The sequence below is a fragment of the uncultured Shewanella sp. genome, from assembly GCF_947501225.1.
GTDB lineage: Bacteria > Pseudomonadota > Gammaproteobacteria > Enterobacterales > Shewanellaceae > Shewanella.
This window is the reverse complement of the sequence record NZ_CANMUW010000004.1, coordinates 183,510-207,627: the sequence shown is the minus strand read 5'-3', so window position 1 is coordinate 207,627 and position 24,118 is coordinate 183,510. Positions and strand designations below refer to the sequence as shown.

General features: G+C 46.8%; 18 protein-coding genes. 11 read left to right on the top strand and 7 right to left on the bottom strand.

What is annotated here, in order from left to right; translation table 11 throughout:
- Positions 1 to 1,274: 1,274 nt before the first annotated feature.
- The 3 genes from Q1B47_RS08235 to cydX are packed head-to-tail and all read left to right on the top strand — an operon-like array spanning position 1,275 to position 4,118.
- On the top strand, positions 1,275 to 2,831 hold the full coding sequence (locus tag Q1B47_RS08235) for a cytochrome ubiquinol oxidase subunit I (RefSeq protein ID WP_299791504.1): 1,557 nt from the start codon (positions 1,275 to 1,277) through the stop codon (positions 2,829 to 2,831).
- A 15-nt stretch (positions 2,832 to 2,846) separates the two neighbouring features.
- The gene (gene cydB / locus Q1B47_RS08230) at positions 2,847 to 3,986 is read left to right on the top strand and encodes a cytochrome d ubiquinol oxidase subunit II (protein ID WP_299791501.1); all 1,140 of its coding nucleotides are present in this window, start codon (positions 2,847 to 2,849) and stop codon (positions 3,984 to 3,986) included.
- A gap of 15 nt (positions 3,987 to 4,001) precedes the next feature.
- Positions 4,002 to 4,118: a cytochrome bd-I oxidase subunit CydX gene (cydX, locus tag Q1B47_RS08225; RefSeq protein ID WP_299791498.1), complete on the top strand. Its 117-nt coding sequence runs from the start codon at positions 4,002 to 4,004 to the stop codon at positions 4,116 to 4,118.
- Between the two features lie 150 nt (positions 4,119 to 4,268).
- Here the strand turns inward: cydX and Q1B47_RS08220 are convergent, their stop codons facing one another.
- The 4 genes from Q1B47_RS08220 to Q1B47_RS08205 form a co-directional block, all read right to left on the bottom strand.
- Complete coding sequence (locus tag Q1B47_RS08220; RefSeq protein ID WP_299791495.1) at positions 4,269 to 4,535, bottom strand: TfoX/Sxy family protein; 267 nt, start codon at positions 4,533 to 4,535, stop codon at positions 4,269 to 4,271.
- Between the two features lie 348 nt (positions 4,536 to 4,883).
- Complete coding sequence (locus tag Q1B47_RS08215; RefSeq protein WP_299791490.1) at positions 4,884 to 6,887, bottom strand: methyl-accepting chemotaxis protein; 2,004 nt, start codon at positions 6,885 to 6,887, stop codon at positions 4,884 to 4,886.
- 246 nt (positions 6,888 to 7,133) lie between these two features.
- Entirely contained in the window at positions 7,134 to 10,214 is a 3,081-nt protein-coding gene (locus Q1B47_RS08210) for an efflux RND transporter permease subunit (protein WP_299791487.1), read from the bottom strand.
- A 3-nt stretch (positions 10,215 to 10,217) separates the two neighbouring features.
- Positions 10,218 to 11,342 carry an efflux RND transporter periplasmic adaptor subunit gene (locus Q1B47_RS08205; RefSeq protein ID WP_299791484.1) on the bottom strand — a complete coding sequence of 375 codons (1,125 nt, stop codon included), beginning with the start codon at positions 11,340 to 11,342 and terminating at the stop codon, positions 10,218 to 10,220.
- A 144-nt stretch (positions 11,343 to 11,486) separates the two neighbouring features.
- Here Q1B47_RS08205 and Q1B47_RS08200 point away from each other — a divergent pair, with 144 nt between their 5' ends.
- Both Q1B47_RS08200 and Q1B47_RS08195 read left to right on the top strand, forming a co-directional pair.
- Positions 11,487 to 12,119: a TetR/AcrR family transcriptional regulator gene (locus Q1B47_RS08200; RefSeq protein ID WP_299791481.1), complete on the top strand. Its 633-nt coding sequence runs from the start codon at positions 11,487 to 11,489 to the stop codon at positions 12,117 to 12,119.
- A 125-nt stretch (positions 12,120 to 12,244) separates the two neighbouring features.
- A complete protein-coding gene (locus Q1B47_RS08195; protein WP_299791478.1) occupies positions 12,245 to 13,168 on the top strand; it encodes a DUF6268 family outer membrane beta-barrel protein in 924 nt (307 codons plus the stop codon).
- Between the two features lie 87 nt (positions 13,169 to 13,255).
- Here the strand turns inward: Q1B47_RS08195 and Q1B47_RS08190 are convergent, their stop codons facing one another.
- The 3 genes from Q1B47_RS08190 to Q1B47_RS08180 form a co-directional block, all read right to left on the bottom strand.
- Entirely contained in the window at positions 13,256 to 13,843 is a 588-nt protein-coding gene (locus Q1B47_RS08190) for a chalcone isomerase family protein (RefSeq protein ID WP_299791475.1), read from the bottom strand.
- Between the two features lie 76 nt (positions 13,844 to 13,919).
- Positions 13,920 to 14,399, bottom strand: a complete 480-nt coding sequence (locus Q1B47_RS08185) for a DUF2947 domain-containing protein (protein WP_299791472.1) — start codon at positions 14,397 to 14,399, stop codon at positions 13,920 to 13,922.
- Between the two features lie 105 nt (positions 14,400 to 14,504).
- Entirely contained in the window at positions 14,505 to 17,009 is a 2,505-nt protein-coding gene (locus Q1B47_RS08180; RefSeq protein WP_299791469.1) for a 6-hydroxymethylpterin diphosphokinase MptE-like protein, read from the bottom strand.
- A gap of 495 nt (positions 17,010 to 17,504) precedes the next feature.
- Here Q1B47_RS08180 and pseB point away from each other — a divergent pair, with 495 nt between their 5' ends.
- The 6 genes from pseB (at position 17,505) to Q1B47_RS08150 (ending at position 23,631) form a co-directional block, all read left to right on the top strand.
- On the top strand, positions 17,505 to 18,503 hold the full coding sequence (gene pseB, locus Q1B47_RS08175) for a UDP-N-acetylglucosamine 4,6-dehydratase (inverting) (RefSeq protein WP_299791466.1): 999 nt from the start codon (positions 17,505 to 17,507) through the stop codon (positions 18,501 to 18,503).
- The gene (pseC, locus tag Q1B47_RS08170; protein ID WP_299791463.1) at positions 18,503 to 19,651 is read left to right on the top strand and encodes a UDP-4-amino-4,6-dideoxy-N-acetyl-beta-L-altrosamine transaminase; all 1,149 of its coding nucleotides are present in this window, start codon (positions 18,503 to 18,505) and stop codon (positions 19,649 to 19,651) included. Before pseB ends, pseC begins: the two co-directional genes overlap by 1 nt.
- Positions 19,648 to 20,337 carry a pseudaminic acid cytidylyltransferase gene (gene pseF, locus Q1B47_RS08165; RefSeq protein ID WP_299791461.1) on the top strand — a complete coding sequence of 230 codons (690 nt, stop codon included), beginning with the start codon at positions 19,648 to 19,650 and terminating at the stop codon, positions 20,335 to 20,337. The genes pseC and pseF overlap by 4 nt, the downstream gene beginning before the upstream one ends.
- A gap of 5 nt (positions 20,338 to 20,342) precedes the next feature.
- Positions 20,343 to 21,872: a UDP-2,4-diacetamido-2,4,6-trideoxy-beta-L-altropyranose hydrolase gene (gene pseG, locus Q1B47_RS08160; RefSeq protein ID WP_299791458.1), complete on the top strand. Its 1,530-nt coding sequence runs from the start codon at positions 20,343 to 20,345 to the stop codon at positions 21,870 to 21,872.
- On the top strand, positions 21,865 to 22,917 hold the full coding sequence (gene pseI, locus Q1B47_RS08155) for a pseudaminic acid synthase (protein ID WP_299791455.1): 1,053 nt from the start codon (positions 21,865 to 21,867) through the stop codon (positions 22,915 to 22,917). The genes pseG and pseI overlap by 8 nt, the downstream gene beginning before the upstream one ends.
- Positions 22,918 to 23,013: 96 nt before the next feature.
- Entirely contained in the window at positions 23,014 to 23,631 is a 618-nt protein-coding gene (locus Q1B47_RS08150; protein ID WP_299791452.1) for a pseudaminic acid biosynthesis-associated methylase, read from the top strand.
- Positions 23,632 to 24,118: the final 487 nt, after the last annotated feature.

Genomic DNA, 24,118 nt, shown 5'->3' with positions numbered 1-24,118 from the left:
AGCTAATGTTACAGATTGTAAAGGTTGAGTGGTGCTAATTTAACGTTTACTAAAGCTTTAACGGCTGAAAAAGAGCCTCGAAATTTTCGAGGCTCTTTTTTTTTGTGTTTTTTCATTATAAAAAAGACTTTATAAATAACTGGTTAGATAAGGTTTAGTTGATAATGAAGTTCTAAACCTAAAGAAAGTGGCGTCTTGGTTCACGAACAAGCCAAATGAGTAAAAATGATGATTTTCTATAGGTGTGCAAATCGAAAAACAAGTTCGTGATCTTGACTCATTTGCTGCTTAAAAGAGAGGAGGAGGGCCAGAAATGAAAAAGCCACCCGGCTTAATAAGCCAGGTGGCTGTTTTGCGCTAACAAAACTGGAAATCATTTGGGGGGCAAAAAAGCCGCTTTATAGCTCTCTTGCTGTATAAAGTTCAACAAAAACACGCTGGTAGTTGCAAACTAGACGGTCGAAAAAGTTTTTCATATTGGTATCTCCACACAGTAATTAGATGATGTGAGCGGAGTTGGGCTTTGCCGGGCTACTTCACCGGGTTAACAAGCTGCCTCCTCAACACAGGGTGTATGTTATGTGCTAACGAGTTGCTTATCAAACGAGAAATTTTTCACATGTAGATTAGTAATTCTAATCCATTTTGGGGTGCTAATGTCTATCTTTGTTTTCGGTTTGGTTAAGTGTCTTTTTAAAACAGTGTCTTGCGTTGATTTTGTGATTGTTTTAAATTTGTTGCGAGTTAAGAAAAATAATCTTTATATTTTATTGGTGCCAATTTTGTTGTGTTTTTTGCTTTTTGTATGGTGAGATTGGTAAAAGTTGCGTTAAACTTGCTCATTTGCTTATCCCTAGCACGTAATGTGGTGATAGTCAATGGCGGGGTGGGTGTAACTGTGTTCCTTACCACAAAATAGGTTTTGCACAGAGTGTTTGATTGATTTGAATCAATTTTGAATGGTATAAAATAGGGGCGGGAAAGAGCATGTTGTCGCGCTAAGCTTTTGAAAAATAATGCTTAGCTCGTTTTTTAGATATTTTATTTGTACATAGATCACAAATAAAATAAATAGTGTGAAGTTTGTCGTGAAATTGGGTCGGGTTTGTCATGTTTGCTTAATAACTCGGCTAATTAATAAAAAATGATGTTTAGCCATTTATATTGCTCGTTGGCGTATAAATACTACTAAAAACAAAATTCCTAAATAGGCATTTATCGTGAGTGATGGGGATCAATTATGATAAATGGATGCACCACCTAAGGAGTCACTAATGATTTTAGAAGAGGTTGTTGAGTTATCGCGCTTTCAGTTTGCGTTGACAGCTATGTATCACTTCTTGTTTGTTCCCTTAACTCTGGGCTTAGCTTTCTTGCTGGCTATCATGGAGTCACTGTATGTGATGACTGATAAGCAGATCTATAAAGATATGACCAAATTCTGGGGTAAGTTATTCGGTATTAACTTTGCTCTTGGTGTGGCCACGGGTCTTGCCATGGAGTTCCAGTTTGGTACCAACTGGTCATATTATTCTCATTATGTCGGGGATATTTTTGGCGCGCCGCTCGCTATCGAAGGTTTGATGGCTTTCTTCCTTGAATCTACCTTAGTTGGCATGTTCTTCTTCGGTTGGGACAGGTTTAGCAAACGCCAGCACTTAGCGGTTACCTGGTTGGTTGCACTGGGCTCTAACATGTCGGCACTGTGGATCTTGGTGGCTAATGGCTGGATGCAAAACCCGGTTGGTAGCGTATTCAACTACGAAACCATGCGCATGGAGATGACCAGTTTTGCCGATGTATTGTTCAACCCTGTCGCTCAGGTGAAGTTTGTTCATACTGTGGCCTCCGGTTATGTTGCCGGTGCTATGTTCGTTCTTGCGATCAGTGCTTACTATATCCTTAAGAAGCGTGACCTGCCGTTTGCCCGTCGCTCGTTCGCGATTGCCGCAAGCTTTGGTATGGCCTCTATTCTCTCCGTTATCGTTTTAGGAGATGAATCAGGCTATAAAGTTGGTGAAGCACAGCGCGTTAAGTTAGCCGCTATTGAAGCTGAGTGGCACACAGAGCCGGCTCCAGCAGCCTTTACGGCCGTTGGTTTCCCGAATCAGGAGACCATGGAAACCGATTTCGCGGTGAAGATCCCATATGCTATGGGTATTATCGCTACCCGCTCTCTCGATGAGCAGGTAACCGGTATTCATGACCTTATTGAAGAGCATGAAGTGCGTATTCGCAATGGTATGAAAGCTTACGCTATGTTGACTGAGTTGCGTGCGGGTAATGAAACGCCGGAGTTACGTGCGGCATTCGAGGAAGCCAAAGTCGATTTGGGCTATGGCCTGCTGCTGAAGCGTTATACCGAAAATGTTGTCGATGCGACTGAAGAGCAGATTGTCGCTGCGGCGAAAGATTCGATACCTAGTGTTGCACCTATGTTCTGGTCGTTCCGTGTCATGGTTGGTTTAGGTGTTGTGATGCTGTTTGTATTCGCAGCGGCGTTCTGGCAGAGCACTCGCCACAAAATTGATGAGAAACCTTGGGTACTTAAAGCTGCACTCTACAGCTTGCCACTACCCTGGATAGCCATCGAATGTGGTTGGTTTGTTGCCGAGTACGGTCGTCAGCCTTGGACTATTTCAGAGGTTCTGCCGACATTCATGTCAGCGTCGAGCCTTTCTGTAGCCGATCTTTGGTTCAGTATTATCTCTATCACCTTGTTCTACACTGTGTTACTTGTGATTGAAGCTTACTTAATGATCAAGTTTGCGCGTCAAGGCCCAAGTTGTCTTAAGACCGGCCGTTATCACTTTGAAAAGCTTGATGCCTAAGCGGGAGATCTGATTATGTTTGATTATGAAATATTAAGATTTATCTGGTGGGCACTGATTGGTGTGCTTTTCATCGGGTTTGCAGTTACTGATGGTTTTGATATGGGAGTAGGGGCACTTTTACCTATCATAGGTAAAGATGACACCGAGCGTCGTATCATGATCAACTCGATCGCTCCACATTGGGATGGTAACCAGGTTTGGCTAATCACAGCCGGTGGCGCGTTATTCGCTGCATGGCCAATGGTATATGGCGTGTCGTTTTCAGGATTTTACGTCGCTATGATGCTGACCCTGTTTGCGTTATTCCTGCGTCCCGTTGGATTCGATTACCGTTCTAAGATTGAAGATCCAAGATGGCGTAAGTCCTGGGACTGGGCTCTGTTTGTTGGTGGTTTTGTGCCTCCGCTGATCATAGGTGTAGCTTTTGGTAACCTGCTGCAGGGTGTGCCGTTCAACTTCGATGAATATCTGCGTGCAACCTATCACGGTGGTTTCTTTGGCTTGTTGAATCCATTCGGTCTATTGGCTGGCTTAGTGTGCGTTAGCATGTTTATGCTTCAAGGTGCGACCTGGTTACAGATGAAGACCGAAGGTGAGTTGCGTGTTCGTGCGGCTAAGGTCTCTCAGTTGTTGTCTGTGGCGCTATTCCTGCTCTTCGGCGCAGCAGGCGTATGGTTAGTCAATGGCATCGATGGTTACGTCGTGACCTCTGTCATCGATTCTCATGGTATCTCAGACCCAACGCTTAAGACTGTTGCAGTGGAAGCTGGTGCATGGTTAACAAACTATGACAAGTATCCGATCACTATGCTGTTCCCTCTACTGGGTCTGGCGATGCCGATTCTGGTGTTACTGACAAGTCGTCTGAACCGCAGTGGTTTCGCTTTCTTGTTCAGCTCACTGGCGATTGCGGCCGTGATCTTAACTTGTGGTGCGGCTATGTTCCCATTCGTTATGCCATCTTCACTGGAGCCGAACGTGAGTTTGACTATGTGGGATGCAACGGCGAGTGAGATGACCTTAACTGTGATGACCTGGGCTGCAATCATCTTCGTACCTATTGTACTGAGCTATACCGTGTACACATACTTGAAGATGTTTGGTCGCCTTTCTCGTAACTTTATCGAGAACAACAAGACGTCACTTTACTGATTAGGAGCCAACACTATGTGGTATTTTTCTTGGATATTAGGTATTTTGCTGGCGTGTTCTTTCGGTATTATCAATGCGTTATGGCTTGAAAATACAGAAAATATGGACAGAGAAGCAGAGCAGGAAGACTAATCAAAGAGTGATTTAGTTTTTACCGTAAGCCCCGCAGCCTTATGTTGCGGGGCTTTTTTGTGCCTCTTTTTTGTATGAGCGGCTTTAGCCGCGAAACTTGTTGCCAGTTACACTTATAAACTTATAGCGTTATGGATAATCTCAAGGGGGTTATAACTTTTCCAGCTCGCGAGCCGCATCGAGCGATAATACCAGTTCGGCTTTGCGTGTTCGTGCTACCTCCTGCCAATTCAACCCCTCTATCGCGCCAACAAGAGCGTAGAGCATGTTGAGTCCGGGCTTTATTCCCGCACGCTCAAGCCTGACCATAGTCTCAACTGGTCCTGTTGTGATTAAATCATCTCTCGTATAGATGCCAATCTGATTAAGCCACTTGGCAGACTTAGGCCCAAGCCCGGGCAGCGCTTCAAGTTGCATATAACGGCTCCGATAATCATTACTGTCATCGGTCAATATTATCAGCAAAGTGAACGGGTATCCCTTACGAATATTTCAGGCCCCATTATCGTTTTCCAGGCTAAAGGTGGTTCTGTACTGGTGGTATATCGTTTGTTTTCTCATTGCAGGAGCGTGATTCAGGCGCAAAGCTTGTTGCGGGCTTGAGAAGACAGCTTGAGTTTCTGAGGGGGAGAGGTTCTGGGTTCGAACCGTCATTCTGAACTTGTTTCAGAATCTATGGCACTTCATGGTTGAGGAGAGAGGCTTAGAAAGCTTGAGAGCCCAAATACTTTACGCATTCAGGCCCTCTTTATAAAAATACCCTGTTTAAGCTTTAAAGACGCTGATCTTTTGTTTTATCTCCATGGCCAGGTTCGATAAGCCCTGCGCCGCATCGACGGTTTCACCGGCTCTCTGCTCACCTTCACGTGCAAGCTCGGTGATCTGGTGAAGATTGCGGGTTATCTCATCGGCAACGGCGCTCTGTTGCTCCGTTGCGCTGGCAATACTGCTCGATGATATCGCCAGTTCGCCGATACTTTCGGTGATCTGGTTGAGCTGTATGCCGGCCTCTTCACCTTGAGTAGCCGATGCCATACCTAGCTGATGACTCTGTCCCATCTGCTCTGCCGTTGTCTTGACCTGGGCCTGAAGCTGAGTGATGGTGAGGCCAATCTCATGAATTGATGTTTGTGTTCGCTGTGCCAGTGTTCTGACCTCATCGGCAACCACGGCAAATCCACGTCCCTGCTCCCCGGCTCTCGCCGCTTCGATTGCAGCGTTGAGTGCCAGCAGGTTTGTCTGCTCGGCAATACCATTTATCACCTCGGTAACCTGGCTGATAGCCTCGCTCTCTTTGGTCACGTTTTCTACGCTGACATGGCTGTTATTAAGCTGATGACTCAGCTCGGATAATCCGTTAACCACCTGGGTCAATTGATCATGCCCCTCACGGGAAGCCGAGTCGACCTGCTGGCTCTTGTTGGCCCCTTCACTTGCATGACTGGCAACATCACGAATGGAGGTGGACATCTCCTCGATGGCCGTGGCTATCTGGTCTGTCTGCGCCATCAGTGACTGTGCTTCCTCACCGTTGAGCCTCGCTGTTTGCTGGGCTTCTGCCGCCTGAGTCTCTAAGGTGCTTACCGATTGCTGAAGCGCGATAATCAACTGCCTTAAACTGTCGGCCATCTGTGAGGTACTGATAGTGATCATATCGACCTCATTCTTGCTGTCATTGCTGGGGCGGTTGAAGCTTTGTGAAAGGTCTCCTCTGCCTAGCAGATCCAGCTGCTGTTGCAGCTTCTTCAACGGGCGAAGGCTCTTCATCAACACAAGGAATAACATCAGGGTGATTAAAATAATCCCGATGGCGGCTACTGCAACATTAATGCTGAGCAGTTTCAGGCTCTCCTCATTAAGCTCGCTGACCTTAGCGAAGCCAACCAGCGCCCAATCCCAACCGGGGATGTTGACGCTATAGGCGTACATAGGCTCATTTTTATCGTTGATATATTCCCAGGAGCCGTTGTCGGTTAACGCTTGCTCAATAGTCAGTCCGCCGAGTAACTGCTCTGTCATCTTATCGCCGGATTTGACGCTGGGGTGGGCGATGACGGATTGATTGCTCTTGCGCATGATCATGAAATAACCTGACTCTTCAATCTTGAGCTTATTCATCGCCTGCTGGAGTTGAGTCAGAGATTCGGTGATATCGAAGCCGATATAGAGGATGCCTATGATCTCACCCTCAATTGAGGTTATGGGCCGATATACAGTCATGTAGTCCTTACCAAACAGCTTGGCATAGCCCTCATAATTTTGCCCACTCATAATGGCCTTATACCCAGGGTGATTTTTCCCCAGATATGTGCCCAGCGCGCGTTTGCCATCGGCTTTCTTTAATGAGGTGGAGATCCTCAGGAAGTCATCGCCATCACGGACAAATACGGTTGCCGTGCCGCCGGTTAGGTTTGAGAAGCGATCGACCTTACTCTTCGAGGCGTTTATCTGTTCTCTTTCGTGGGCGAGCGCGGGGGTGGCTTTACCTAACACCTTGACGGTTTTGTCGGGCTTTCTGAACTGGCCGGGGTACATGGCGCGAAGGACATCGGCGCTGCGACGAGCAAGCGTCAACAGGCTGCCGTATTGCACCTCAATGAGGTCCGATGTTCCATGCATTTGAGCCTGCATGGCGGTGGCGGCTTTCTCCTCGAGGATATCTGCGGCGGTAAAGTAAGAGATACTCCCCGTTATTCCGAATACAAGCACCGTTAATACCAGGGCTAGGGTGCCTATCTGTTGTGAAATTGGCCAGTTTTTATAATTCATTTTTTGGTCCGCTTTTTATTATGTTAAGCAATAATTTAAATCACATTAACTGTCAATGATTTGATATAGGTCTAAAAGCGACATTAATTAAGGTTAAATACAGCTGTTTTTATCAGTTTTTTTGCAAGTATGTGAGAGGTGTTTACAAAGAGGGTTTAACTGGCACAAACGTGCTGCATTGGGAGGCTGGGGGAGTGAAACACCTGATGAGGTTTCATCTCCCCGATAGCGAAGCAGGCACTGTGATCAGCTCTCCGTGACCATCTTGCGGGGCATTATCCGGCACTGATTGGCAGGTTTCATGAGCAGTTGATACATGGTCGGTACCCAAACCAGTGAGAGCAGAGTCGTAAGCAGGGTGCCACCGGCTATGGCTATGGCAAACGGGGGCCAAAATCCTCCGCCGGCTATGATTAGGGGCAGGAAGCCACCTATTGTGGTTATAGTTGTCGAGCCTATGTGTCGTCCACAACCTGAGACGGCTGTCACCGTCGACTCAAGGTCACCACTTCGGGCTTCGGGGAGCTCCTCTAACTCGGCCAGGATAACAATTGCCGCATTGATGGCCAGCCCCATCAGTCCGAGCAGACCTATGATCACGGTGAAGCCAAATGGGTAGCCGAAGGCGTATACAGCAAGCAGACCGAGTCCGGCCGATTGCAGGGCACTGAAGAGAATGATGCCCGTAAGCCTGAAGGAGTTAAAAGATAGCACGACGGTGGCCAGCAGTAAGGTCACGACTAATACGATATTGGAAAGCAGGTTACCCACGGCTTCGTTGCGTTTGGCACTTTCACCACCCACCTCAATATGATAACCGGCGGGAAGCACCAATTTATCGATCTCTGATTTGGCATCGTCGAGTACCTGCTGCGGCAGAACGCCGCTGACCAGATAGGCTTCTATGGTGTTGACCCTGTGACCATCTCTGCGGGGGATAGCCCCCCGGCTTACTTCGATATGGTTGCTGGAGAGAGCCGAGAGGGGAATTTGTGAACCGACAGCGGAGACTAAATTAATTTCAGATAGTTTGGTTTGTTGCTCCCGAGTGCTCTGCTGCAGGCTAACTCTCACAGGTAGTGACTCTGTCTGTTCCAGAATGCTGCCGCCGGTTACTCCTGTGGTGGCCATCTGGATCTGGTTAGCTATCTGTGTCAGGTTAAGGCCACTCATTAAGCTGGCGTCTTCATTGATTTGAAACCACACCTTAGGTGCGCCGGCACTCAGGGTCGCCCGGGTGTGAATGACATCGGCGGTATCAGAGAGGATGCGTCTGATCTCATCACCGATAAGTCTCAGCTGGTCTAAATTGGGACCGAATACCCTTAACTCTACCGGTGCGTTGAATGGCGGGCCCTGTTCTAACTTTCTTACCAATATCTGCGCCTCAGGAAAGTCGAGATCCAGGCTCTTTTGAAGCTGTGGAATTAAACGGTTAGCGGTATCAAAATCTGTAACCTTTACCATGGCCTGGGCATAGTTACCTGCGCCTTGTTGTCGCTGCAACAGGTTATAGTAAAACGAAGGCGTATTGCCTCCAACGACCCAATCGATACGGATAACTCCCGCTTGCTCTCTCAGGTGTTTATCAATCTGCTCTACCCGGCTGCGGGTGTTCTCTATGCTCGCATGGGGAGAGAGGTATACCTCTATCTGAAACATATCCCGGTCTGATGGAGGAAAGAACTGCTCAGTCATCTTCCCTGCAGCCATGAAGCCTAAAATAGGAAATATCCCTATAAACAGGCCCGATAACAGTGGACGTTTCAGTGCCAGCCTTAAGCTGAACTTGAACATCTTGCTTACCAAGGGAAGTTGAATACCAGCCTGATACCACTTCTGTTGTTTACCTTCTACTCCGAAGCGCCCGGCGAGCCCGGCAATCAAGGTGTGAGAGATAAGGTAGGAGCCGATTAAGGCGAACATTACCGATATGGCTATCCCACCGACAAACTCACCGGCAGCCCCCGGCATCAATACGATAGGCGCGAAGGCGAGCATGGTGGTGATGGTAGAGCCTGCCAGTGGTAGCCAGAGATGATGCAGAGTTTTACTCACCGCATCCAGTCTTGTCATCCCCTGCTGTCTTCGTTGTGATATGGCATCGACGATAACGATGGCGTTATCGACCATGATACCGAGAGCGACCACTAAGCCGGTGACGGACATCTGATGAATAGGCAGCCCGACAAATTTCATGCAGGCGAGGGTAAATAGTGCAGTGAGTGGAAGCGAGAGTGAAACGATGACAGCGTTGCGCAGCCCTAAGGTCAACATGAGAACGATTAAGATGATGCAGAAACCTAATAGTAAGCTTCCGATTAAGTCGCTCAAACGTTCGGTAGTATATTTTTCCTGATCGAACAGCCATTGAATTTCGATGTTTGCCGGAATGCTTGTCTGCAGTGCTTCAACTTCATCTCTGACTTTGGCTAGCCATAGGTCTACCCTGGTATTATTGAGCATACGAGCCGCAACCATCACTCCCTGTTCCTGCTCTATCAGAGCAATGGCACTTGCAGGGGATTTTGCCTCTCTGCTTATCGCGGCGATGTCTTCCAAACGGATGATCTGCCCCTGCTCATCGATTTTAAGCGGCACCTGACGGATCCTGGATATTGAGTCCAGCTCTCCGGAGACCTCGATCAATGCCCTGAAATCGCTGTTATTGATCTCACCGGCCGATATTTTAGTATCGGCATCGTTGAGTATCCGGGACACGGCGGCTACCGAGAGTTGCAGTCTGTTAACCTTGTCGCCATCTAATTGTACTAAGATCTCTTCGGTAGGTGCTCCGTAGAGTTTTACGAAATTGGTGCCGCTAAGCACTCTTAATCTGCTCTGCAGCTCCTTAGCGTAACGGTTGAGCATTTCGGTTCTTGCTTCACCTCCACCTTTCCACACCAGACCGAGAATTGCCGTATTGGCATAGCCAAGCTGATCGTCCAATATGGCATTCTGTGCCGGTAGCGGTAACAAGTGTTTAGAGTCGGCCACCAGATCTCTGGCTCTGGACCATACGGGGTCGGTATCTACGACACTGTCCTTTAACTCAAGTTGGATGACAGATATTCCCGGGCGCGAGGTAGATTGGACCAACTTGAGCTCTTCAAGGCGCCTGAGTTGGTTCTCTAATACTTCAGTTACCAGAGCTTCTACCCGTTCGGCAGATGCTCCAGGGTAGTGGGTGATGACCGATGAGAATCGGTTGGTTATTTCCGGGTCCTCCATCCTCGGCAGGCTGGATATTGCGCCGAAACCGGCAACGATCAGCAGTGCAATGAATAAGCTTGCCAGACGTCCGTTCTCTACAAATGCTTTTATCATTGTCTACCTCGAAGCCACATTGGTGCCAGGTTTTACCTTTTGTCCCACAACCAGTTTATGTAGCCCCTGGCTGATAAACTCTTCACCACTGTTCACCGCGCCTCGAATATATGCCTGATCATCTTTGGTATAGATAATCTCAACATCTCTTCGCTCGATATGAAAACTCTCCTCCTTAGCTCCTGTTTCGTCGGCAGCGATAACAAACAGATTCCATAGCCCTCTTATGCCATCGGTCAGGGATGAGATAGGAACCCAAAAACCAGCTTGCTCTATGGTCTTTTGATAAGCTAAATAGGCTAGCTCGCCGTTGATCAGTTTTGAGTCCTGAGGTAACAGCAGCCGTAGCGGCACGGTTCGGGTTATGGGGTTGATCTCGGCGCCGATCCCTGCAATTTTTGCCTGGTAGTCTTTGTCGGCAACCCTGAGGGAGACGGCTTGTGAGGCTTTCAGACTCTGGGCTACCTTGATGGGCACTCCGACAAATGCCTGTGGATTGTTGTTTTGCACCAGGGTGAACACCGGGGTGCCGAGGGCTATCACCTCACCCAGATTAGTGTTCCTTTGGCTTATAACGCCATCGAAGGGGGCCATCAGGGAGGATTTTTCAATTCTCAGAGTGTTAGCTTGCAGTGATGCTTCGAGCCTTTTCTTTGCCGCCTGTAAGCTGGCCAGTTGCCCCTTAAGCTCATCGAGTTGTTGCTCAGAGGTGTAGCCTTGCTGTTTTAGCTTCTCACTTCGGTTCAGTGTGCTGGTGGCAAGTGCGAGATCCGCACTATTTTGAGATAGGCTGGCGATCAGCTCCAGTTTTTCGGCCTCTAACAAGCGTGTATCCAGTCGGGCCAAAAGCTGACCCTCTTCGACCTGCTCTCCGCTATCGACCGCAAGCTGCTTAATCTTGCCCGAAAGCTCAAAACCAATGCCTGTGGTGTTACCCGCCCGTATGGTACCGCTGAACTCCTGAATATGCTGATATGACGTTGAGGGAGTGAGTGTCATGGTCGTTACCGTTTGTAACTCAGGCTGGGTCGCATGAAGCGTCACCTCTTTCTGACAAGCGCCGAGCAAATTAATCAGCAACAGGCTTATTACTATCTTTATTCCCGCAGTGGCTCTGAAATTACTCATCCTGATACACATCCCTGGTTAATCTAAGGTAACAAAAAGGTTAAAATAGACTGTTTAGTCTATTTTGTGAAAACTAGACTGTCTAGTCTACTTTGTGATTAAATGTGTCTAAGATATATGAGTTATGTTAGCCAGGGGTGAAAAGTGACCGCCGTACTCTCCAGTTTAAACCTGAGTCGAAGTGAGCAAAAACGGGTTCAGATCCTCGAAGCCGCGATAGAGCTCTTCTGTGGCCACGGTTTCCCTAATACCAGCATGGATGAAGTTGCCAAAAGGGCCGGTGTCTCTAAACAGACGGTTTATTCCCACTTCGGCTGTAAGGATGAGCTTTTCATCGCTTCGATTAAATCTAAGTGTGTTGTCAGTCAGTTAACATCTGAGCTGTTTGCCGACCCCGATGAGCCACAAAGAGCATTGGCTAACTTCGGTGAGTACTTTGGCGACATGATTGTCAGCCCTGAAGCGATAACCGTATTTACCGCCTGTGTTGCACAAGCCGAAACTCACCCGGAAGTCTCCGCTCTGTTCTTTGACGCCGGACCACATCACCTGCTTGATATGCTATCCGGTTATCTTGAAGCTGTTGATAAGAAAGGGCTATATCATTTCGATAAGCCTCGTGATTGCGCGGTGCGTCTCTGCCTGATGATGTTTGGTGAGATGCGAATGAAGCTGGAGCTTGGCCTGGATGTCGGGGAGTTAATCGAGGGGCGAGAGGAGTATGTCAAAGAGTGTGTCGCTATGTTTTTGAGGGCTTATAAAGTGGAAAATTTGTGAGCAGCGAACCTGGATGTTACGGCTATTTTTAATGACTCCGGCTTGCCAGGTTTATTGCTATGCCCATGACAGCATGTATATTGAGGAGTATTAAAGAGGTATTTACCTAACGCTAAGGATTAAGCATGGATAACCCGTCTTTTTTTAGGTCATTATTATTTTTTGTAACACTTATTACCTCTCTTAACTACACAATCGACGCCAATGCGGTAGTGCCAAACAGCAGCTCTCCTTTCAGTGTCAGCGTTTCACATATTACTACCGGCGAAGCCGAGCTTGTTCAGGGGCAGCAGCGACTTCAAAGGAGTTCATGGCTAATTGACGGCAAAGCGTCATTTTCTCTGAATCGACAATGGTCGTTAGGTTTTAATCTGGGTTATGCAGATCTGGACTATGACTGGCAAGAAAGGGGGGCGACATTATTCGACTCCAACCTCAGCAGCTGGCAGCAGGTCGATAGATATAGTGCTGGTTTTTCATTGAGTTATCGGCAGGGAAGACATTGGATGTTTATGTTGGCGCCGAAATTACAGTATGCCTATGCCGATACGGCTTCTGCGGGTCATGCTTTGAGTTATGGGGTGGTGACATCGGCGATGTACCGCTTTGAAGGGGGAGATCTGCTGGGGGTGGGAGTGGCGTATCTCAATGATATCTCTGAGGTCAGAACCCTACCTTATCTTGTGATTAACTGGCAAATAGATGAAAACTGGCGGTTAGGTAATCCATTTACTGCCGGTTTTACCGGCCCTGCGGGGCTGGAACTGAGTTATAGGTTTAGCCCGGACATCGAATTTGGCTTAGGTACATCTAAACGCACCCAAAGGTTTTTGGTTGAAGATGATGATATTACAGTGGAAGTGGATGAGTGGGTCAGCTTTGTGCGGGTTGGTTGGGAGGTGAGTCACTCATTATCTTTTAACGTCTATGCAGGGTATTACTTTGACACGGAGATGGAGCTAAGCGAAACCAAACTCGATAATTCGGCAGGTACAGAGAGCATTGAAAACCAGGGCGCGCTGGCTCTGGCCATCAAATATAAATTTTAACCGGGTTCTTCTTGCAGATATGAAAAAGGGTGCTGGAAACCAACACCCTTTGCTGTCTCTCGTTGAAATTTCAGCGACGCTTTCAGTTTACTCTCCCAGCATCGCCTTCTTTAAGCTGGTTTGAGCCGGGTTGTCTCCGAGCCAGATCTTTAGCAGCGCCAGCCTGAATGCTTCGCCTTCGATAGTCGCCTGCGCTACGCCATTCTTGTAAGCGGTGACGCCCGATGCTTTATCTGTGGCCAAGGTGAATTGATCGCCCTCAATAATCGCATCACTGAACAGCGCCATAAACTTATCTATTTGAGGCTTGATCTCATCCGTATTGCCATCGGTTGCATCCTCGAATCCATCTTCGATTGCATCACGCATCTTATCGCTGGTGATCATCCCCGAGGTGATGTTTAATCGAACCGCCGAAACCGGCGCGTCAATAACCTCGCCGATGTTGTCACCGCCTGAGGGCAGATACAGGCTGCCTACATAGAGGTCGATAAAGAACTTGCTACGTACACCGGCGCCATTGAGTTGCAACTGCGTCGACTCAACCGTGATCTGTTCGGCAAGCTCGATACCCGCTACCTCTTTGGCACTGAGCGGACTGCAGAGCAGCAAGCTGCCTGCCAGCAGACTGGTGGATAATAGCTTGCTTGGTAAAGAATGGGTGAGGGACTTCATAAAACCTCTGATATTTTTATTGTTGTTAGTATGCTGACGAGCTACGAGCTACGAGCTACGAGCTACGAGCTACGAGCTAGCCTCGATGACCTAACTGATATTGGCCATTTTGATGAATGAAAGCCGCCTGTTTGTGTTTTGGTGAGATAAGCAAAGGGCCGTCATCGAAGAAGAGAAAACATTTCCAGTTTCGAACGAATACATCCCATCGAGTCTCGATCACCTGATATTTTTCGTAGCAAAAATATACGGTTGCATCGTCTTTCCAGTCAAAAAACTCGGCAAACATCTCCGGAAGTGCCGGATCTTCACTGTCCCATGCACTCTGCCAGTGATCGGTCTCTTTCCAGGCATCGCCCTTAGCCGCCCAGTCACCTTTTGAAAACTGTTCTGAAAGGTTGCTGCGGTTGCTGATCCACTTTTTCCATACTTCCATCGAACCCTTCTGATCCAATGGTTTTATCTCTGCCTTGTCTTCATCGGTTACAGGCAGATCTTTGTGGTTAAAGATCCATTTACGTTTGTATTGCTCAAGCGGGATATAGGTATGTGACAAGCGGGGTCTCCGGGACTAACTAAGCTACGGCGGTTCAAATGCCGATTAATTATCTGTTAACCGGCATTATACTGTTAAGCGGCGGCTTAAGGAAATAGGGGCAATTTAACTGCCTTGCTCTGCATTGAGCATGGTATCGATTTTTGTCAGATAACTCAGTGCCACCTGATTATCCGGGTCAGATTGAATAACATGACTAAAGGCGTCGATAGCGGCTTGTATCTGTCTAATATCGAACATGAAAGTACCGAATTTCAGCCACACCATCAGATCCGATGGGTATCTGTCCAGATAGTCCAGATAGGTGTTTACAGATTCCTGTGTCAGCCCCTGAAGTCTGAGTACGTTGGCATATTGCGGCAGATATTCATCACTGTATGAGGTCGCCTTTTTAAGAGCCTTGCTGGCTTGCTCAAGCTTCATCAGTTTCAGCGACAGCCTAAGTGTCAGCTTTAACTCTGGCTCAGTGACTAGCTCATCAGGCAGATCGAGCATACAGGTCAATGCTTCCTCGTATTGTTCCTCTAAATACAGTTGATGACCATAGGCCAGATGATACAAGCGGTTCGCTTCATCTTCGTGAGCCGCTACCGGCTGCAGACATGTCGCCATCTGTTTCAGGCCTGCGAGATGTTTTGCATTGACCAGAACCATGATTTTTGTGAACGCACGTTCAAGGGTCGTCGTTTTCTTTACTGCATCGACATATACTTTTCTATCGTTGGTTAATTGCTCCTGGTATTCATTTTCTAACTCTTCGATGAGCTCAAGGTGAGGTTTACAATGTTCCATATAGTCGGGGTGGGCCTGCTTCCATATCCTGACACGGCCTTGCTGATTGTCGGCCCGCCACTGTTTAGCGAGCTCCGTTATTTTGCTACTGCTGCAGGTTTCCAATAGGCGGCTCTTGCTTCTCTGCAGCGAGTTGTTTATCAAGTTGTGCAGCGTTTCTGATATTTTCTCGAAAGCATCATAGTAGCTGAAAGTCATCTCATTGAGCTGCTTCTGCGACCAGCTATCGGACTCTTTGGTTGTTAAGAATTTTGTAAATTCATAATAGCCGTAGAACTTAATCAACTGGCTCAGTGAGTGATATTTACTATTGAGTTCCTGCTCTATAGTTTCAATTTTTTCAGACAGAGCACTTAACTGCTGTGGGGTAACATCCTGCTTCGCCATCTCCCGACTATACCTGAGTGCGTTCGATGAAAGGGTGGTGATCTCTCCCATGGATTTAGCCGTCTCATCCAGTTCGTTAATCCAGCCTTCTATCTCTTCAACTTTTTCCTGTTTAGAGTCGGTACTCCCGATAGTTTGTAGTAATTGACGTTTCTCTGTTGCTATGGCTTGAAGTTGAATATCTTTGGTTGCTTGATAGCTTACTCCCTTGACTATGGCTGCAGTTCGGGAAAGGTTGATAAAGGTGCGTTCAGAGAAAGCTGCAACCTGATTCTCGAGTGATTCAATGGCACAAAGAAGTTGGATCAGAGTCTCAGCCTTATAGCCGGCGTAGGTATCGACCCATTCACAAATTTGACCTAAATTGGGGCCCAGGCTTGCTTCTAATGTGCCTTTAGCATGGGTATACCCGTCTTTTGAGTGGCATAGATCCACGCCACACAGCAGTAGCTGTGAAAAGCCCATATTCAGTGCTAAATGAACAGCACTATTTGTTACCGTAGGTCCGATAGATTCAATATTATTTTCATCTAAGCTCTTATTCCATGGGATCCTGTTTCCCAGGTAGAGACTTCTTCCCTGCCACTGTGCACTCATGCGTGAACAGACATGGAATGATTGTACAAAAAGTGCTTCTTTATGGAGTGACATCATCTCGCGATTGACTTCGAAGCTGTGATCCTGAGGATCTACAGAGACGATAATGTCGGGTTTTATCCCCTCATTGTACAGCTTGGATGCTATACGGGAGACGGCAATGACGATCAGATTATCGGACTGAGATCTTATCCACTCAATGTGTTGATCCAGAGAAGGGCCACCGGCGATGATGATGCAGGCCATGCCTGTGAATTGATCTTTTAAAACAGATGCCGGCTGACGATTCTCGATGATATTTTCAAGTTGAGTTTTAACGAATATTTTTTGTGAGAAACTAACTTCAGAGTCAAAATAGGTATTTTGAATAATCTTTTCGACATCATTGCATAGGAGGGTGTACTCCTCTAAATGGTTTGATGCGGCGCCTAATGAACGATAAAAAGAACATCGGTCTTTAATGACAAAAAGTTCATTCGTTTCCTCTTTCAACAATTCGCTGAACTCGGAAAGCGTACAGATATGTAGTGACTGCTTAAATTCCTTGGGGATCTCGATCTGTAGCAGGCTGAGGGCTGCATCGAGCTCTACGAAAATGAAACGACTTCCTTCGGCGACTCCTGTCTCGAGAACATAATTAGCCAGTAATCCGGAGTCCATACCGATAACCACGTGGAGGGTATCTTCACGGCCAAAGTCTTGCTTAAACTTGGTATCGTATTGAGTTTTAGAATCAATACTTTCAAATTGCGTCCGATTGATGCTGGGTAGGTAGTATTCACCGAATGGGTTTACTGCAAAAGTGTTTAAAATAGTAGATTGACTCTCTTGCATATCGGCCTCTTATTAAGTTGTTTTATGGTTTACCCAGTCGTCAAATTTCTGTCAGCTAACAAGGGATTAGCCCCTTGAGTGGGCATATAAGTTGCCGATCAGCAAATTTATATCCGGATTGCTATCCTGTTTAAGCAAAGAGTAAGCCAAATGTTCAATGAATAGAAGGAGGATAAAAAAATTAATTTTCTAGGAATTTACAGATAAAGGTGGCGTTTTTTAGGGAGATAAATAACAAAATATTGAATAAATCTGGATATTTATATACTTATTACTATGCTGTGGTTAAGCTAACTGGAATAGATATATCTGCTCTGTTTAGGCTAACAATCGGTGCTTGTCTCAAGTTTTTAGAGTTGGTTAATGACTCATCTTGAAGGGCATCTAGTCTTGTTGGCTTAAAGTTTGCATTTATTTAACAACACATATGGTGCGCTATCTGATTTAAAAGAGTGAATTAGAGTGACGGCGCTGACTTAACAGGTTGGAGAACTCATGTTTGATAATAAATCAATTCTAATCACAGGCGGCACCGGTTCCTTTGGACACAAATATACCAAAACCATCCTTGAACGTTATAAGCCTAAGCGGTTGATCATCCTCTCAAGGGATGAGCTCAAACAATTTGAGATGCAGCAGGTGTTTAATGCGCCCTGTATGCGTTACTTTTTGGGAGATGTGCGCGATGGCGACCGTATGATGCAGGCGTTCAGGGATGTTGATTATGTGATCCACGCGGCGGCGATTAAACAGGTTCCCGCAGCTGAATATAACCCCATGGAGTGCATCAAGACCAATATCTATGGTGCCGAGAATGTCATTAAAGCGGCGATAGCTAACAAGGTTAAGCGTGTTATTGCACTATCGACCGATAAGGCTGCAGGCCCGATAAATTTATATGGTGCGACCAAGCTTGCCTCAGACAAACTTTTCGTTGCGGCCAATAACATGGTCGGAGAGGGAACTACACGTTTTTCTGCGGTGAGGTACGGCAATGTTGTCGGCTCTCGCGGTTCGGTCGTTCCATTCTTTAAAGGGCTGATTGAAGATGGTGCCACTTCGCTACCCATTACTCATCCGGATATGACGCGTTTTTGGATATCCTTGCAAGATGGGGTCGACTTCGTGTTAACGAACTTTGCCAGAATGCAGGGCGGCGAGATCTTTGTGCCCAAGATTCCTTCGGTCCGTATTACTGACCTTGCAGAAGCGTGTGGTCCCGGCTTGAAACATGAGATAGTAGGGATAAGGCCCGGTGAGAAACTACATGAGATCATGTGTCCGGGAGACGATTCACATCATACGATAGAGTTTGATGATCATTTTGTTATTACACCCAGCATCACCTTCTTTGGTAAAGATATCGATTATTCGAAAAATCTACTCGGTGAGAAAGGAAAGAGTGTGCCTATGGGGTTTGAGTATCATTCGGGCAATAACCCGGACTTCCTGTCGATTGAGCAAATAAAGCAGCTTGATGAAGGGAAAGATTAATGATCCCATATGGACGCCAAAATATCTCGGATGAAGATGTTGAAGCGGTGACAGCGGTACTGAAATCAGATTTCCTGACTCAGGGACCGCAGGTTCCACTGTTTGAGAAGAGTATCTGCGCAGTTACCTCGGCTAAATATGCCGTCGCGGCGAACAGTGCTACCTCGGCGTTGCATCTGGCCTGTCTGGCCTTAGGTGTCGGTCAGGGCGACTGCGTCTGGACAAGTCCGATAACATTTGTCGCCTCAGCCAACTGCGCGCTCTACTGTGGAGCCTCGGTTAACTTCGTGGATGTGAACAGGTTGACGGGCAATATGTGCCCTGAGGCGCTGGAGAGAAAGCTCAAGCAGGCGAAGGCCGATGACTGTTTGCCGAAAGTACTCATCCCTGTTCATATGGCCGGTCACAGTTGTGATATGCAGGCCATAGGGCAGTTGGCCAAAAGCTATGGGGTAAAGGTCATTGAAGATGCCTCCCATGGTATCGGCGGCAGCCACCAAGGTCGCATGATAGGCGCATGTCAGTACAGCGACATAACGGTATTTAGTTTTCATCCGGTGAAGATCATCACTACCGCCGAGGGCGGCGTTGCCACGACCAACGATGCCTTGCTAGCCGAGACTATGGCGCAGCTGCGTAGTCACGGCATCATCAGGAATAGTGAGGCAATGCTGAGACCCGATGAGGGGGACTGGTATTATGAGCAGCACTCTCTGGGCTTCAATTATCGTATGACTGAGCTACAGGCCGCATTAGGCAACAGTCAAATCAAGCGTTTGGACAGCTTTATTGCCCGGCGCAACAAGCTGGTAGGCGGCTATCTCGACGCATTTAAAGCGCTTGGGCTAAAGTGTGTTACCCCCTTGGAAGAGAGTCACAGCGCGTACCACCTGATGATTGTCCTGTTACCCGATGAGCTCGATCGAAAGGCCATTTTCGATGCGATGAGAGCCGCTGGTATTTGGGTTCATGTTCACTATATTCCGGTACACCTTCAGCCCTATTACCTCAAGAGGGGCTTTGCCGAACAGGATTTTCCTGAAGCCGAATATTTCTATCGACACTGTTTAACCCTTCCTCTATTTCCTGATTTAACGGAAGAGGAGCAGTGTTTTATCATAGACACACTGAGAGGTTTACTCGGATGAATATCGCTATTATTCCCGCCAGAGGAGGCAGCAAGCGGATCCCCGGGAAAAATATCAAACTCTTCAATGGCAAACCTATCATAGCTTATTCGATAGAGGCTGCTATCAACAGTGGCTGTTTCGACCGTGTCATCGTTTCGACCGATAGTGAAGAGATTGCCCGGGTTGCAAAAAAGTATGGTGCGGAAGTGCCATTTATGCGACCGGCTGATATTGCCGACGATCATGCTACAACTCTGATGGTGATTGAGCATGCCATAAAAGCAATGCTCGAAAGAGAAGAGCAATATGATTATTGCTGCTGTATTTATGCGACGGCCCCTTTTGTTACAGCCATACAACTTAGGGAGGGGTTGCAACAGATCAAGCAGAGACAAGCAGATTATCTATTTCCAGTGTGTGAGTACCCATCGCCAATTCAACGAGCGATTAGTTTAGATGAATCTCTTAAGATTTCGATGTTTGCTCCTGAGAATCTTAATACCCGTAGTCAGGATTTAAAACCCGCTTATTATGATACAGGCCAGTTTTACTGGGGCATAGTATCAGCATTTCTTGCATCTAAGCCGATATACAGTGATAAAGCTAGTGGGCTTGTTTTACCAAAAGGTAGCGTGGTTGATATAGATACTCATGAAGACTGGTCTTTGGCTGAAGCACTTTTCGAGTTTTACCAAAATAGGTGATTATCTTGAAGATTATTTTTAGAGTGGATGCATCACTGCAAATTGGATGTGGTCATGTCTATCGCTGTTTAACTTTGGCTGATAAGTTGACAGAGTTTGGTTGTCAGGTTGAGTTTATATCTACTGAGCACCCGGGAAATCTGAATAACTTCATTACAGAAAAAGGTTATCAGGTTCATAGGCTACCAAATTCCAATGAAAAGCAAGAATGTGCCTCCTGGCTGGGCCGAGATTGGCAGGAGGATGCGCAACTAACGCTTCATATTCTTTCCGAATCAGAACTGGATTGGTTGATTGTTGATCACTATGCAATTGATAGTCGTTGGCATGAAGCTGTACAGCGACTCGAATATAAGTTAATGGTAATAGATGATTTAGCTGACCGTGAATATAGCTGCGACCGTTTATTGGACCAGACCTTTGAACGTTCTGTTCAAGATTATCTCCCCCATTTAACATCGGAGGCTGAGCTTTTTTTAGGCACAGAGTTTGGATTATTACGGGATGAGTTTGCTCTTGCCAGTGAGCAAGCACTTATTCTTCGAAAGCAACATGTTAAAATTAACTCCATATTGCTCAGTCTAGGGGGAACCGATGTTGATAATATAACCGGGAAGGTTATTGCAATGCTAGAGGTTACTCAATTATCAGATTTGACCCGCTTCAATGTGATAGTAGGCCCAAATAATCCTAATTTATCAGCGCTGGAAACAGTTGTTGAACAATCTAGATTCCAATGTAAGCTGCACACTTCTGTGACTAATATGGCCGATTTAATCATGGAGTCAGATATAGCTATCGGAGCTGCCGGCTCGAGTGCTTGGGAGAGGTGCGTTCTTTCTCTGCCCTCGTTGAGTATCACATTGGCCGATAATCAGCGTACAGTAGCACAGAGGTTAGCCGAGCAGGGGGTGGCAATATCTTTGGGCAAACCGGAGGAGTTAACTCCAGGTAGCTTGGATAGCGCGATAGCTGAATGTGAAGCTAACTATCAAAATATGGTTACCAAAGCGGGTAGGTTGCTCGATGGAATGGGGGCAAGCCGGGTGGCGATTAGCTTGTTCACAACGGTAGGTTCTCGAGGTGAGGAGATATACCTGAAACGAGCAAGTTGGCAGGATTGTGAGCGTTTGTTTGAGTGGCAACAAGCGCCAGAGACTCGCAGATTTGCTCTTGTCTCGGCGGTTCCTTCATGGCAAGAACATTGTGAATGGTTTAGTAATAAAGTTATTGATCATAAAAGTTTTTTGTTTATTATTCGCCGAAAAAAAACAGATGTGGGCATGGTGCGTTTAGACCCCATGAAGGAGAATGATTTCTATCAAATCTCTATCTTTACCGCGCCTGATTGTTTCCGTCAAGGAGTAGCAAAGTCTGCCCTCGAGTTGATAAGACTTGCTTTTAAGTCGATAACCATTTTTGCAACTGTTCTACCTGAAAATTTTGCTTCAAAATCACTCTTTAAAAGTATGGGCTATATGCAGGTAGATAAAAGCCAATGGGTACAATACCCTTTAGAGGAAGCGAATGAGTAATGTAATTTCGATTGAAGGTAGAGCGATAGGTGCTGGGCTACCGCCTTATATTATTGCTGAATTATCAGCTAATCATAATGGCAACATTCAGGTGGCATTTGATATCATCGCCCATGCTAAAAGAGCCGGGGCCGATGCCGTCAAGATGCAGACCTATCGACCAGATACCATCACCATCGATAGCAGAAGTGCCGATTTTCAGATCCATGGTGGCTTATGGGATGGTAAGACCCTCTATCAACTCTATGAGTGGGCCCATACTCCATGGGATTGGCACAAACCTCTGTTCGATTATGCACGTCAGCTTGGGATCACTATCTTCAGCTCCCCCTTCGATACTACGGCAGTTGACCTGTTAGAGGATCTAAACGCTCCGGCCTATAAAATTGCCTCATTCGAAGCGGTTGATATCCCATTGATTAAATATGCGGCCAGTACCGGAAAGCCGTTGATTATCTCGACCGGAATGGCGAATGAGGAAGAGATTGGTGAAGCCATCGATGCGGCAAGAAGTTGTGGCTGTAAGGATTTAGCGATACTTCACTGTGTCAGTGCCTATCCGGCATCGGCAGATGATTATAATCTGGCGACCCTGGTCGATATGAAAAACAGATTTAATCTCGTTACCGGCTTGTCGGATCATACTCTGAGTAATGTCACTGCCATTGCCGCAACCAGCCTGGGAGCGAGTATTATCGAGAAGCATGTGACTCTGGACAGGAGCGGTGGCGGACCCGATGACAGCTTCTCCCTCGAACCCGATGAACTAAGACAGCTCTGTCACGACAGTAAGTTGGCCTGGTCGTCACTGGGTAAGGTCAACTACAGCCGAAGCGCGTCCGAAAAGGCGAATTTACAGTTCAGGCGTTCACTCTATGTGGTGAAACCGGTGAAGGCGGGGGAGCGCATCACGGCTGAAAATGTTAAGAGTATTCGTCCAGGATTTGGCCTTGCACCTAAACATCTGGAGTCATTGATAGGTAAAACTTTCACCCAGGATCTGGGAGAGGGGACGGCGTTGAAAATGGAATATATTGCGCTCTAGTCAGGGCTTGATGTTAAGGGCGGCGCTAGCCGCTGTTTAGTGTGTTAACTATCATGAAAATACCGATAGTCATAGGACAAAGAATAAGGTTAGAACATGACATTTAAAACAGAGCAGGAAAGCTTTTGGGCCGGTGAGTTCGGTAATGCTTATATCGAGCGTAATCAGGGCCAGCAGCTGCTGGCCAGCAATCTGGCACTCTTTACCCGTATCTTAAGTCGTACAGAGAGAGTGGGGTCCCTGATAGAGTTTGGTGCCAACATCGGCATGAATATCCACGCCTTTAAACAGCTGCTGCCTGGCAGTGAGCTGGCCGCCATTGAGATAAATGAGAAAGCGGTGGAGCAGTTAAAGCAGATAGATGATCTCACCGTTATCCATGACTCTCTGTTAGAGTTTACACCGAATCGAACCTATGAGATGAGCTTTATCAAGGGAGTGCTGATCCACATAAACCCCGACGCCCTCTCAAAAGTTTATGAAGCGCTTTATCAAACCAGCTCCCGTTATATCTGTATAACCGAGTACTACAACCCCTCACCGGTAGAGGTGCCTTATCGTGGGCATCAGGGCAAGTTATTCAAGCGTGACTTTGCCGGTGAGATGTTAGACAGGTACCCGGATCTGAAACTGGTCGATTATGGCTTTAGCTACCACAGAGACACCAACTTTCCCCAAGACGACCTGAGCTGGTTTCTGCTGGAAAAGAAGTGATCCTCTCTTATCAAAAGAGGATAAAACACCTACCAATCTCCACACGCGCCATAGTCAATGGCGCGTGATGTTAGCTTACTACAAAAATGTAAACTTGCCTTACCCATCACTGGTTATTCGAAGAGATATACTTGCTTTATGTTAACTGGTGTAGATGCGGCTGTGACCGTTGACAGCATGGATGCTGTCATCGAGCTTACAGGGAGCGTACTTGCAGCGCGTCACTGAAGTATCTGCACATCAGCCCGCTACAGGCGATAGATTACTTTGAAATAGCTTTAATCAAAAAAACGTATAAAGGAAAATGAAGGCTGGTATATCAGAAAGGAACTGCTCAACAAGTGCCAGTCAGCACTTGGCGGCAATTATGGTCTCCCCACAGGTGAGGTCTGGTGACATTAACCAAAATTGATGAAAATTAACTAACTCATACCAATCAGTCGCTTATAGGCGGAATTGCGTTTTTGACTTTAACCAAAATTACTGT